The 13,941-nt window shown below is 44.3% G+C and carries 7 protein-coding genes; 4 read left to right on the top strand and 3 right to left on the bottom strand.

All coding sequences use genetic code 11. The annotated features are described in order from the left end of the window. Positions 1-30: 30 nt before the first annotated feature. Both IRJ18_RS02620 and IRJ18_RS02625 read left to right on the top strand, forming a co-directional pair. Positions 31-3,072 (top strand): GH92 family glycosyl hydrolase, encoded by a 3,042-nt coding sequence (locus IRJ18_RS02620; RefSeq protein WP_194104644.1) that lies wholly within the window; start codon positions 31-33, stop codon positions 3,070-3,072. A 285-nt stretch (positions 3,073-3,357) separates the two neighbouring features. Continuing rightward, a complete protein-coding gene (locus IRJ18_RS02625) occupies positions 3,358-3,663 on the top strand; it encodes a YtxH domain-containing protein (protein WP_194104645.1) in 306 nt (101 codons plus the stop codon). Positions 3,664-3,735: 72 nt separating this feature from the next. Here the strand turns inward: IRJ18_RS02625 and IRJ18_RS02630 are convergent, their stop codons facing one another. Both IRJ18_RS02630 and IRJ18_RS02635 read right to left on the bottom strand, forming a co-directional pair. Beyond that, the gene (locus IRJ18_RS02630; protein WP_194104646.1) at positions 3,736-6,177 is read right to left on the bottom strand and encodes a TonB-dependent receptor; all 2,442 of its coding nucleotides are present in this window, start codon (positions 6,175-6,177) and stop codon (positions 3,736-3,738) included. 197 nt (positions 6,178-6,374) lie between these two features. After that, positions 6,375-7,673, bottom strand: coding sequence for an ammonium transporter (locus tag IRJ18_RS02635; protein WP_194104647.1), 1,299 nt, complete (start codon positions 7,671-7,673; stop codon positions 6,375-6,377). Positions 7,674-8,545: 872 nt separating this feature from the next. On the opposite strand from IRJ18_RS02635, the gene IRJ18_RS02640 reads away from it, so the two are divergent. Then, on the top strand, positions 8,546-11,002 hold the full coding sequence (locus IRJ18_RS02640) for an outer membrane beta-barrel family protein (protein WP_194104648.1): 2,457 nt from the start codon (positions 8,546-8,548) through the stop codon (positions 11,000-11,002). Between the two features lie 34 nt (positions 11,003-11,036). Here the strand turns inward: IRJ18_RS02640 and IRJ18_RS02645 are convergent, their stop codons facing one another. After that, positions 11,037-11,861 (bottom strand): MBL fold metallo-hydrolase, encoded by an 825-nt coding sequence (locus IRJ18_RS02645; RefSeq protein WP_194104649.1) that lies wholly within the window; start codon positions 11,859-11,861, stop codon positions 11,037-11,039. A 375-nt stretch (positions 11,862-12,236) separates the two neighbouring features. Between IRJ18_RS02645 and IRJ18_RS02650 the strand changes: the two genes are divergently transcribed. Continuing rightward, positions 12,237-13,733 carry an MGH1-like glycoside hydrolase domain-containing protein gene (locus IRJ18_RS02650; protein WP_228072498.1) on the top strand — a complete coding sequence of 499 codons (1,497 nt, stop codon included), beginning with the start codon at positions 12,237-12,239 and terminating at the stop codon, positions 13,731-13,733. Positions 13,734-13,941: the final 208 nt, after the last annotated feature.

Genomic DNA, 13,941 nt, shown 5'->3' on the forward strand with positions numbered 1-13,941 from the left:
GTTATTCATAAGTTTTCAAAAATCATGTTGATGAAGAACATCTTACGCTATATTTTACCTGTAATAGTATGTTGTGGCACCCTGACCGCATGGGCGCAGAAAAAGGTAGATAATACCCCAAATGTAAACGTGTTTTTAGGCACCGGCGGTCACGGTCACACTTACCCGGGGGCAACAGTGCCTTTTGGTATGGTACAATTAAGCCCCGACACCCGTTTAGAAGGTTGGGACGGCTGTTCGGGTTATCATTATACCGATACGGTTGTTTACGGCTTCTCGCACACCCACTTAAGCGGCACCGGTATTGCCGATTACTGCGACGTGTTGTTTATGCCAACAATCGGCAAACCCCAGTTACTGAATACCGACTACCGCTCAGGTTTTAAGAAGAAGAACGAGAGTGGCTCGCCCGGTTATTACAAAACCAAACTGGATAAGTACAATATTGGTGTGGAATTGACCGCTACCACCAGGGTAGGGGTGCATCGTTATAATTTCCCCAGCACACATGAGGCCAATATTATTATCGATCTGAAACATCGCGACAACGTAATAGAATCGTGGGTTGAATTTATCAGTAACCACGAGGTGCGCGGCTTCCGCAGGTCGCGTTCATGGGCTAAAGATCAGTATGTGTATTTCTATGCCAAATTCAGCAAGCCATTTAAAAGCTATGGCATAACGCTGGATGATAAAGTTGTGGAAGGCAAAACCAAGGTAGAAGGCAAGAACGTAAAAATGTTTCTGCAATTTGATAACCCCGGCGAAGTAATTGCTAAAGTAGGGATCTCGGCAGTAAGCGCTGATGGCGCCCTCAAAAACCTCGATACCGAGGTGCCCGACTTCGATTTTAAACGCGTACAAAAACAAGCGCATGACCAATGGATGAACGAACTGGCCAAAATACAGGTAGAGGGCGGCGCGCCGGCCCTGCCGCAATCGGTACAGAACGCGCAGAATATGTATGGTGGCGTAAACCCTTACGGGGGCTATAACCCTAACCCCAACCAGCGTGTAAAGCCTATTTTTATTGATTATGCTAAAATAAAACGCACCATTTTTTATTCGGCATTGTACCATACCATGCTGGCCCCCAATATTTATAACGATGTGGATGGCCAATACCGTGGACTTGATCAGAAAGTGCATACGGCCAACGGCTTTAATTACTATACCATATTTAGTTTGTGGGATACCTACCGCGCCGAGCATCCGCTGCTGAGCCTGATAGATAAAAAACGCACGCTTGATTTTATTAAGACGTTTTTAGCCATGTATGATGATGGCGGCCTGTTGCCTATATGGCCTGTGGGTTCATCAGAAACTTATTGTATGGTGGGTAACCATAGCATCCCGGTAATTGTTGATGCCTATGCTAAGGGCATCCGCGATTTTAATACCGATAAGGCCCTGCGCGCCATGAAGGCCGCGGTGAACCGTAACCAGTTTGGATTGGATTCGTACCGTAAGAATGGTGTGGTACTGGCTGATGACGAGCATGAGTCAGTATCAAAAACCCTGGAATACGCTTTTGATGATTGGTGTATTGCACAGTTTGCCAAAATGCTGGGCAAGCAACAAGATTATGTAGAGTATATTCAGCGCAGCCAGTACTGGAAAAATCAATACAATAACCAAAATGGCTTTATGCAGGCCCGGGTAAATGGCGGCTGGTATCTGCCATTTGAACCTACCGAGGTAAACAACAACTACACCGAAGGTAACGCCTGGCAGTATGCCTTTTTAGTGCCGCACGACGAGGAAACTTTGCTGGCCAAAATGGGCGGCAAGGAAAAATTTGAAGCCAAACTGGATGAACTGTTTACGACTCAAAATAAACTGACAGGGCGCGAACAGGCGGATATCACCGGTCTTATTGGTCAATATGCGCATGGGAACGAACCAAGTCACCATATGGCTTACCTGTATAATTTTACTGACGACCCGACCAAAACCCAATTATACCTGAGTAAGATTTTCAAGGAAATGTATAAAGACGGCCCGGATGGATTGGCCGGTAACGAGGACTGCGGGCAAATGTCGGCCTGGTATGTAATGAGCGCTTTAGGTATTTACAATATCGCGCCGGGCCAGCAGCAATACCAGGTAGGGTTGCCTCAGTTTGATAAGGCGGTGATTAGTTTGGAGAACGGTAAAAAGTTCACCATCACCTGCCCATCGGTATCTCAAAACAACTTCTATATGCAGGGGATGAACCTGAATAAGAAGCCTTACAGCAAGCTTTATCTGGATTACGATGATATAAACAAAGGAGGTGAATTTGAATACTTTGCCGGCCGCTTACCTAACCGCTTGTTTGTACAGGATCTGGAAAAACCAACCAGCAAGGTTGATGATAACCTGATCGTAACTAACCCTTACTTTGTTAATGGGGCGCGTACGTTTAAGGATCATACATCTGTAGAGATAAAAAGCGGCGATGAGGGTGCTAAAATTTACTATACTACTGATGGCAGCACACCAACAGAAAAATCAAACCTGTACAGCGCGCCGATAACCGTGAGCGCTACCACAACTATAAAAGCCATTGCTATTAAAAATGGCAAAAGCAGTAGGGTAGATGCGGGCACTTTCACCAAAACCAAAGGCGACGTAAAACTAAGTCTGTTAAACAAATACCTGCCCAACTACCCGGCCGAAGGCCAGGACGCGTTGATTGACGGCCTGCATGGCAGTACCAACTGGCGCCTGGGCAACTGGCAGGGTTACCAGGGGAAAGACCTGGTAGCCGTATTGGACATGGGCGAAGTGAAACCCGTAAAGAAAGTGAGCCTGAGTACCCTGCAGGATTCGCAAGCCTGGATAGTGTTCCCTAAATATGTACAGTACCAGGTATCCGACGATGGTAAAACTTACCGTGATGTTACCCGGGTAGATACCAAAACCGATATTAAGGACGCCGCTATAACCACCCAAACTTTTACCGGCGAACTGAATACACGCGCCCGTTACATTAAACTCATAGCCAAACAATACGGCCCGCTCCCCGATTGGCACGAAAGCAAAGGCAGTCCCAGCTACATTTTTGCTGATGAGATAACAGTTGAGTAGTCATTGGATCATTACGCTGTGCTGTCATTGAGTCACTATGAGAAATAGAACCGCCTGCACGTCATAGTGAGCGATAGCGAACTATCACCGTTAAGCAGAGCCGTCACACTTCCCCTCTTGAGAGGGGTCAGGGGTATGTCCTTTCTGCGATAAGTAATGTCATATAGTTAAGATTTTCACTTTCTCTCTGCTGACGCACGCGTGCCGCGTGTGTTAATTCCCACCCATTTTCACTTTCCCACAACCAAATCCCAAACGGCTTGTTGCATAAAGAAACATACCGCTATGAAAAATCTATTTAAACAGAAAAATAACAACGTATTAATAACTTCAATAGTTATTGGGTCGGTGGCTGCCGCGGCGGTTACTTATTTGTTGCTTACCGAAAGCGGTGCTACCGTGCGTGACCAACTGGCTAAACAAGTCGACCGCCTGCGCGACCTGATCACCGGCGCCGAGAAAGAACCAGAGGAGACTGCAGTCGATTACATGCACAAAAAACCTAAAGCGCCGAAGACTGACCGTGAGGCTTTGTTGAAGCATGAAATTATTGGGGCCCCGCACGAGGAAGGGGAGGGCGACAACCAATAATTTAGTTAGAACGGTTTCAAAACAAATAGCCCGGCCAAAAGGTCGGGCTATTTTTGTTTCTGCTAAATCACATTAAAATTTATAAGCCAGTGTAGTGCGGAACTGGCGCGGGGCTATTGGAGTAATACTGTAATTGTCGTGTATCAGGTAGTTCAGGGTGTTGCCTACATTGGTTAGCGCGCCCAGGATAGATACATTTTTGTAGGTATACCCGGCTGATAGATCGAACGTAACGAAACCACCTACCGGCAGTAAGCGACTGTAGGCCTGGGTTTGTCCCACGGTATTATTATAACCAGCCATACGGCTGCCGGTGTAAAATGCCGATGCGCCAACTTTTACGCCACGCAGGCGGCGGTTGCTAAACGTATAGAACAAGCTGGCATTAGCCGTATTACGCGGATTGATAACTAATTGCTCGCCCTCAATGTTCGATCCTTTCAGGCCTGATGTTTTGGTATAGCGGGCAAAATTGTAGGCATAACCGGCAATAAAATAAAAGTTTTTATTGGGGCTGCCGGTAATGTCAACCTCTAAGCCGTCGCTGGTGGTTTGGCCGCTAAATGTTTTAACGGTGTTGTCAGTATTGGCAGTCACGCCATCAGCTTTGTAAGGTGATACTACCGCCAGGTTATCATTCACAATGCGGTAAATGCTAAGGTTGGCGGATAGCTTCCCATTAAAGAATTCGTTTTTAATACCTGCCTCATACTGGTCAATTACCGATGGTTTCAGGCCCTGACCGGTCGCAAGGTCGGTACCGCTGTTTACGATAAAGTTATTAGCGTAACCGGCATAAATTGAGGTGTTGGTTGTAGGCTGATAGACCAACGATGCTTTTGGCGAAAAAGCTTGGTCGTTACGAGTACCGGCTGCCCCAACGATGCTTTTACCCTTCTGTACCGAGTCTATCCGTGTTTGGCTGGTATGCTGTGTAGACCAGCGCAGGCCTGCCAGTATTTTAAACTTGCTGCTCAGACTAATCAAATCCTGTACGTAAGTACCCAAACGGTATACAGGCGCGGTGGTCAGGGTAGCTACGGTAGCATCAGGTACATCGTTGCGTTGCGCGTATTTGCCAAGGTCGATGGTATTAATTTTATCGTAAGCATAGCTGCCAATAGCCACACCGTTAATAGTGTAAGCATTGCTCAGGTTTATCACTTTGGCCGCGTCGGTACCAAATAATACTTGGTGACCTATGCTGCCGGTGCTAAATTTGCCGGTCAGGTTTATTTGTGTAGTGTAATCACCCTCGTGGGTATTGGCGCGGGCCAGGCTGCGGTTCCAGTCGCCGGCTGCATTTACCGTGTTGGGCAGGCTGGTGCCGTAGCTATCAATATTAGTGCCTTGTGCCGATGATATAAAATTCAGTTTCCATACATCGTTAAAATTATGGTTTATAGTTAATGTACCGGTATACTGGTTCATGTGGCTATAGGCCCAATTGGTATTAATAAATTGCGAGCGGGGGATCATGGTAGGTATGGCTTGCCCGTTATTTATCGAACCGATACCCCAATCGGGTGTTAGGTCGGCTTTAAGGAAATCGCCTTCCAGTATCATGGTAGTGCTTTTGCCCAGGTTATATAATAAAGATGGGTTTACATAAGTACGTTCGGTTTTAACGCCGTTGCGGTAACTGCCATCATTCTCGTAAGTGGCAATAGCGCGGTAGGCCAAATTGCCGTTTACCGGGCCGTAAACATCAATGGCAGGTTTGTATTCCTGGTTGCTGCCATAGCGCATGCTCACCTCGCCGCCGTTCTCAAATTTTGGTTTTTTAGTTACCATATTAATGATGACACCGCCCGATACGTTGCCGTATAATAAGGCCGAGCTTCCTTTCAATACTTCTACCGATTCCAGTGTGCTGGCTTCGGGGAAACCGGCGGTATTTACTAATACCCCGTTTTTAAATATGCTGCCTGCGCCGCCGCCAATACCAATGCTGTAACCGCGCGAGCTGAAAGTTTCGCTGCTGCCGCCACGTGTTTGGGTAAGGGTTACACCACTTACGTTGCGTACGGCATCGCTTAAATGGTCAACCTGCTGATCGGCAATTACCTGGCTGTTTACTACACCGGTACTCTGCGGTAAGTCCAGCGGACGAATGCCTGATTTACCGATGCTAACAGGCCGGTTGTTAAGGCTGCGGCCCGATGTAATGCGTACCTCGGCCAGGTCTGCTGATGTTTCTATCAGCGCAAAATCTGCTATTGTAGTTTGACCTTGAGTTACGTTTATCTGTTTTTCGCCCCCTTTAGTACCTATGTAGGTAATTTTAAGGATATAGCTACCGGTTTTAATATTGGGGAAAATGTAGGTGCCGTTTTCGTTAGTTAACGTTGCTTTGTTTAATTCTGATATGCTGACAGTTACCATCGGTGCTGGTTTACCGTCGGTAGTTTTAACCGTACCCGATATCTTACCACTTTGGGCTATTGTCAGTTTACAGGTTGTTAGCATTATAAGCAACAGGCCGATCTTGAGTGAGTAAATATTATGTTTCATTAGTGCTATATTTATTTAGATTGATTCTAATCTGTCACAAATATAGCTATGGGGATTTATTTTCAAAAATTATTTAGAATTATTATAAATAATTAAACAAAGTAGCCATGGCGGTTTTCAGATTGCCATGGCTACTTTGTTTAGGCTTTAAAATTACAGGCTGAGGAGGAAGGGCCTGTTCTAAGTATGTTTACAGATTATAGTTCCTCGTCGTGCTGGCTAATATCGAGGCCTATCACTTCTTCTTCAGGGGTAACACGTAGTGGACTGATCAAATCAGTTATTTTTAGCAATAACATCGAACCCAAAAAAGCAAAAGCCGATACAACTACTAAAGCGATCAGGTGTTTAACAAACAGGGTGGTTTCACCATAAAATAAACCTTCTGCACCAGCGCTGTTAACACTTTTAGTAGCCAATATGCCGGTTAATAACATACCCATCATGCCGCCAACACCGTGGCAGGGAAATACGTCAAGGGTGTCATCAATATTGGTTTTTGAACGCCAGATCACTACCAGGTTACTTACTACAGCCGATACAATACCAACTATTAACGAGCTTGAAACAGTAATAAAGCCGGCAGCAGGTGTTACAGCTACCAAACCTACCACCGCCCCAATACAGGCACCCAGGGCCGAGGGTTTTTTACCCCGCAATATATCAAAGAACACCCACGACATGGCTGCCGCAGCCGAAGCAGTAGTGGTGGTGGCTAATGCAGTTGATGCTAATTCATTAGCGCCCAAAGCCGAACCGGCGTTAAACCCAAACCAGCCAAACCAAAGTAAGCCTGTACCCAAAATTACATAGCTGATACGGGCCGGTGCATGTGCTTCTTCGGCGCCTGTTCGTTTTTTAAGATACAGGGCCGAGGCTAAAGCCGCCCAACCTGCCGACATGTGTACAACCGTGCCGCCTGCAAAATCGAGGACACCCAGTTTAAAGAAATAGCCTTGCGGGTGCCACGTAGCGTGGGCTAATGGTATGTAAATAATAATAATGAACAGGGTAATAAAAATTAAATATGAATTGAAGCGGATACGCTCGGCAAAAGCGCCTGTAATAAGCGCCGGCGTAATTACTGCGAATTTTAACTGGAACATAGCAAACAGGATAACCGGGATAGTGCCCCAGGCTACGCCTAATGTATTTTGCATCATGAAGAAGGATTTTGGACTACCGATAATCCCCATTCCGTCCACATCTTCGCCAAAGGCCATGCTAAAACCAAATACTACCCATATAATAGTAATCAGGCCCATGCAAACAAAGCTTTGCAGCATGGTTGAAATAACATTTTTTTTACGCACCATGCCACCGTAAAAAAAAGCCAGGCCGGGTGTCATTAATAATACAAGTGCGGTCGAGATCAAAAGCCAGGCGGTATCGGCTTTGTCAATTTCAGCAGGTTTAGGTGCTCCTGAAGCTCCGGGGAACATAAATGCCAGCACAACTACAATGACAAGTATGCTAAAGGGTATAATTTTTTTCATTTCAATATTTTAAAGGTGATCGTGCCCGCACGCAAGCCAGTATTCGCAATGGCGGAGCGTATGCAGGTTAGTGTAATTGTTTATAGATAAAAAATGCACAAATAATTATGTACGATAATCGTGTCAACGCGATTTAACCGTTTACAAAGTAACCTCCCGGGATATCAAACCGGGAGGTATTTTATCGTTCAAATATCTTTTAATTTGTTGCAGGTCACCAGAAAACGTGAAAGGGAAAAAGGATGAGTTTACACCAGCGCACATATCCTGCCCGGGTGTGCTGAAATATATTACTTAAAAATTGAAAGTAAGCGTTGAATTTGGTAGTATAAGTAAATGGGGGTTTAAAAAGGCTTACACCACGCTGGGTTTGCGAGCGATAAATTTGTACAGAACCATATGTGCCTAAAAAATAATTACTGGGTAAGTGGGCATTGTTTTGGCCGGAATGTAAGGTTGTGTTAAAAAAATGCTGATAAATCAGGTGATTTTGATGGTTTTTTGATTCACATCGAGATTTTGCAGCAATAACTGCAAAAAACACGAGTAAATATTTAAAAAACCGATAATTCATTGTATATAACAAGCTATTAATTCGAATGTAGGAGTAAATTTTATTAATCTGGTACTTTTCATTAATTTTTTTGAAGTAAAATGATAATTTAAACGTTTATATATGGGTTTTGTATAAATCACTTTTATAAACCCGGCAAATATTGGGGTTTTATTAAGCTATATTGAGTTTAGCTCTGAAAATATTTTTTTCAGTGGATTAATCCTTTTCGTAAAAAAATATCTAAGTGAAATAAGATTGTACTTTTTACACTTACTAATTTATACTAATTTTATAGGCTTAATATCTACCCAATTTCTTGAAAAATTTCTATCTACTCTTCTGTTTTTTAGGTGCTTTTGTTTTTTATAGCTCGCGTGCGCAAACTGTTCCGGCGGGTGCCCGCATAAGTGGAAAATTATTGGATGCTAATACCGGCGAAGCGGTTGACTTTGCTACGGTAGGCCTTTATAAAGTGGGCAGCGATATTGCCGCCAAAGGCACATCAAGTAACGATGGGGGTATCTTTAACTTTTATAATGTGCCATTTGGCAGCTATAGCTTGCGTATTTCTTTTGTAGGCTATGATAAACAAATTATCGACCGCGTTGAAGTAAGCGCTACGCACATGGTAGCCAACCTGGGAACTATTCGTTTGAAACCATCGGTTGGCAATGCATTGGCCGAAGTAGTAATATCTGATAAAAAGCCACAAATAGAATATTCTGCCGACCAGATCACTTATAATGTGGGCGAAAGCCTGCAGGCCGAAGGCAGTGTAGCTACGGATATATTGAAAAATGTACCCATGGTAAATGTAGATATTAATGGTAATGCTACTATTGCAGGTAAACGCAATACCCGGATATTTATTGATGGCAAACCATCAGATTACATGACAGCCAATATTACCGACCTGCTAAACATACTCCCCAGCGACGCAATTGATAAGATCGAGGTAATGACCAATCCGCCGGTAAAATATTCGGCCGATGGTGAGGGGATCATCAATATCGTATTGAAAAAAGGCTATAAGGTTGGGTTGAACGGAACTATTTCTATGACAGGGGGGACGCTTGGAAACTACAACATTAATAGCTACGCTTCCTATCGCACTAAAACCTTGTCGCTAAACAGCAGCTACGCCTTCGGCGAAAGCCAGAATATAGGCGATAGCTATTCGCTTCGAAAGAACTTTTTTCCTGATACGCTTTTTTATCGCAATAACTTTAGCAATCGGGACGGGCATAACTTTGGCCATAACTTCCGCACGGGAATGAACTGGGATATTGATAGTACCCGCAACCTGCGCTTTACATCAAATTTTAATTTCAATAAATCGTCTGCCGAGTCGTTTACAGACTATCATTACCTTGATGAGTTGGCTATTGAGAGTAACCTGAATAAGCAGAATAACAGCAGTCATAACAATTCTTTTAATTACGCGCTTACAGCCGATTATAGCTGGAAGATAACCAAAGATGGCGAGCAACTGGAAGCCAGCGCACTTTATAGTGCCAACACATCTGGGAATAACCGCTATCTGTCGCGCGATTACCTGGATGGTAATGGTCTGCCTGTAATTGGGAAAAGCCCCGTTGAACAAACTTATGATATCGATGGCGCCAACCACGGTTTTGAATTTAAAATGGATTATGATAAGCCGCTGGGTAAACCCAAAAATAGCCTGAGTGCGGGGGTATCGGCAAATATGCGTACGAATAACAACGACCAGGAAGTAAATAATTATAACTACCTGTTGGGTCAATACATGCCGAATAATGGGTTGACCAACCGCTTCATTTTCAACGCCAACATCTATTCGGCATATGCCAGCTTGAATTTGCATACTACCAACAATTGGTCATTCCGTATAGGCGGGCGTGGCGAATTAACCGATATGGGTTTCAATCTGTCGTCACTATCACAGAAGTATAATATTAAACCTTATGTCAATATTTTCCCTAATCTATCGGCCAGCCGCATGTTTAAGGATAAATATACTGTGGGTTTAAGTTATAGTGAGCGTATTGCCCGCCCGCGAGAGTTTGCCCTGAACCCGCAGATAGAAACGTCTGATTCGACCAATATCAGCTTTGGTAACCCCAACCTTCGCCCGGCCTTTACCCGGCAGCTGGACCTGAGTTTTGGCATGTTTGAAAAAAAATGGTCAATTTACCCACGCCTGGGCTATTCCAGTACCAGCAGTATTATTGAACGTATCACCACCGTTACTCCAAATGGGGTATCACAAAGCACTTACGATAATTTATCAAACAGTCAGTATTATACCATAAATATTTACGGTAACTATCGGCCTAATAAAAAGATAAACTTAAATGGCGGCGGAACGCTGGGGCGCATTGTATATCAAACCACCTCGGCCAACGCCATCTCACGCGATGGTTTTAGTGTCAACGCCAGGGCCGGTATAACTATGGATTTGCCGCAAAGGCTTGCTTTTGAAGGGAACATGAATTATTACAGCAACACTTCGGCGCAAGGCCATAACTCGGGCTCGGTAAGCACCAGTTTTGGTGTGCGTAAAATATTTTTAAAAAATAAGTTGAAGTTCAGGATAATGGCTATAAACCCACTTAGCCAAAGTAACGCGCACAGTTATGCCGAAGGCCTTAACTTCACCCGCGAAAGCTACTCCAGCACGCGTACCCGTAACTTCAGTATGACGGTGAGTTATAATTTTACTAAAGTTGGGCGCAACAGTTTAGAAAAAAATCGTAAAAAAGACGCGCCGCCGCCTGATGTGCAGCCATAGCTGAAGTATAGGCTTCAGTCGATACCCCACAAGCTTAAAAACTAATTGCCAGCTGTTCAGCCTTATTCACAACGGTGCTCATTCCATTCTCAATACAATAAACCGCACTCTCTACATGCCGCGATGCTACAGTTACATGTACGCCGTTGGCATGCTGATCAAACAACTGCTGAACCAGTTGTGGGTTGTTGTTATCCTGCGATAGGTGGGCCAGCAGCAGGTGACTTAAATGTTGTGGACGGTGATCTAAAAATAATTGTAAAGCTTCCCGGTTGGATAAGTGCCCGCGACCGCCGCGGATGCGGTTTTTCAGGTGCCATGGGTAACGGCCGCTATCCAGCATTTGTTCATCGTAGTTAGCTTCTAAAAACGCCGCATGGCATTGTTTAAAGTGGGCGATAAGCTGATCGCAGGGGCGGCCGAGGTCGGTAAACACACCTATTTTAATATCACCGCAGCAAACTATAAAGCTGTGCGGATCCATGGCGTCGTGTATTTTGGGGAATGCGGTAATGGTTAAATCACCAATGCTGATCTCGGTAAATGCCCGTAATAAATAGACATGGTGACGGCCCAATTCAACCTGAAGCCAACTGGAATTACTGAGCGTGCCCGGCGTAATATAAACCGGCAGATCATACTTTTTAGCAATAACGGGGATGCCGCGGATATGGTCGGAATGTTCGTGCGATACGAAGATGGCCTTAACTTTGCCCATGCTTAGCCCGGCGCGCAACATGCGCTTTTCGGTTTCGCGGCACGAGAGGCCGGCATCAACCAATATGGCTTCGTGCTGGTTGCCAACGTAATAACAGTTACCGTTACTACCCGAATTAAGCGAACAAATAAATACCGACATTGTGACTGCAAAATAAAGTATTCCCGGGTTATTTGCGACATGAGTTGCTAAAATTTTTTGCACATTTTAATTGGGTGTACGAACCGCTAAAAATAAACCCGGGTGGACTGGAAAGCCCGCAGCGAGGTACGAGCGAGGACTTGGAAGGGAAAACGGGGCTGCAGCACCTACAGTGGCCTGACCGATCATTTTCAACTATTTAATCAGCTTACTTGCATCTCTATGTTTTAGAATTTATAAATGTGTTTTTTACATTTAATATAAAAATTCCTTTACTTTGATAAACGATAACCAATTCATAAACGTTTTCTTAGTATAATGATAAAAAAACTGCACTTACTTTTTCTTTGTATAAGTATAATTTGCCTTGGGGCGATGAAAAGCAGTGCGCAGCCAAAACGCTTGCTAAGTCTGGAAAAACTGAAAAGCAATATCAGTTATTTCAATTCCATTGATACCGAAACGGTTAAAAATTATATCCCCAATGATAAGGCATACGATTTTCTGGCGAAGAACATCCCTATTTTTGAATGTCCTGATTCGGCCATACAACGTATCTACTATTACCGCTGGTGGACGTTTCGCAAGCACCTGAAACAAACTCCCGATGGCTTTATTTTCGACGAATTTATTACCCCGGTAAGCTTCAGTGGCATTTATAACAGCGGCAGCAGTGCATTGGGTCACCAAATTAATGAAGGCCGCTGGTTGCGTGATACACAATACATTAAAGACTACATCAGCTTTTGGCTGTATGTTGACCCCAAACAGGCTAAACCAAAATTCCACAACTTTAGCAGTTGGATTGATGACGCGGTTTACAGCTTTTACCTGGTTAATAAAGATAAGGCCTTCGTGCAAAAGATATTGCCTGCGCTGGATAAAGATTATAAACAATGGGAAACCGAAAAGCAACTGCCATCGGGGCTATTTTACCAGTTTGATGTGAAAGATGCCATGGAGGAATCCATCAGCGGCAGCAGGAAAGATAAAAACCGCCGGCCAACCATTAACAGTTATATGTATGGCAATGCCATGGCTTTAACTAAAATAGCCGCCTTAACCGGCAACGATACGCTGAAAGCAAAATACACAGCCAAAGCCGCTGAATTAAAAAAACTGACACAGGACAGTTTATGGGATGCTGAAGCCAGCTTTTTTGAGGCTAAACACCCCAATGGCAAATTTGCCGATGCCCGGGAAGAATTGGGTTTTATCCCCTGGTATTTTAACCTGCCCGATGATAAACCTGCCTACGCCAAACAATGGGACCAGCTGACAGATCCCACAGGTTTTAATGCCCTCTGGGGTATTACCACCGCTGAACGCCGCCACCCACTTTTCCGCACACATGGCAGCGGGCATAGCTGCGAATGGGACGGCGCGGTATGGCCTTTCGCCACCACGCAAACTTTAAAAGGTCTGGCTAATCTGCTGACCAACTACACCAACAAAGGCAGTATGACCAGCAAAGTGTTTTATGACGAGTTGCATAAATACGCTATGTCGCACATAAAACGTGGCGTACCGTATTTGGGCGAATACCAGGACGAGAAAACCGGCTATTGGCTTAAAGGCGATAATCCTCGTAGTAGCTATTATAATCACTCGGGTTTTGTTGATTTGGTAATAAATGACCTGGTAGGCCTGAAACCCCGTGCCGATAATATGCTGGAACTATACCCGCTTATCCCGCAAGGAAAATGGAAATGGTTTGGGTTAGATAATGTATTGTATCATGGCCGCACCATCAGCGTATTGTGGGATGAAACTGGTACAAAATATCATAAAGGAAAAGGCTTAAGTATTTATGCAGATGGTAAATTGATATATCACGGAAGTGCTTTGAAGCACGTAGTGGTTAAGATGTAGCCTCACCCTATCCTCTGACCAAAATTATCAACTTTGCCTATTGTATCTTTTTTGTTCAGGATAAATTTGTACAACATAAGGAAAACATAGTAGATGAAATTACCCTCGTCCGCCAATATTTTTGATCTTATAAACCTGTAATCGGTTAAAACCTGGATACCCCCAAATTTATTCGCGGCAAGCTGGTGAAACCGCATGCCAAACGTTT

This window comes from Mucilaginibacter boryungensis, from assembly GCF_015221995.1.
Classification (GTDB): Bacteria; Bacteroidota; Bacteroidia; order Sphingobacteriales; family Sphingobacteriaceae; genus Mucilaginibacter; species Mucilaginibacter boryungensis.

What these genes read in the sequence shown, in the direction of transcription:
- IRJ18_RS02630 (WP_194104646.1), bottom strand. Translation starts at nt 6,177, where the DNA reads ATGAAACATAATATTTACTCACTCAAGATCGGCCTGTTGCTTATAATG.
- IRJ18_RS02635 (WP_194104647.1), bottom strand. Translation starts at nt 7,673, where the DNA reads ATGAAAAAAATTATACCCTTTAGCATACTTGTCATTGTAGTTGTGCTG.
- IRJ18_RS02645 (WP_194104649.1), bottom strand. Translation starts at nt 11,861, where the DNA reads ATGTCGGTATTTATTTGTTCGCTTAATTCGGGTAGTAACGGTAACTGT.
- IRJ18_RS02620 (WP_194104644.1), top strand. Translation starts at nt 31, where the DNA reads ATGAAGAACATCTTACGCTATATTTTACCTGTAATAGTATGTTGTGGC.
- IRJ18_RS02625 (WP_194104645.1), top strand. Translation starts at nt 3,358, where the DNA reads ATGAAAAATCTATTTAAACAGAAAAATAACAACGTATTAATAACTTCA.
- IRJ18_RS02650 (WP_228072498.1), top strand. Translation starts at nt 12,237, where the DNA reads ATGAAAAGCAGTGCGCAGCCAAAACGCTTGCTAAGTCTGGAAAAACTG.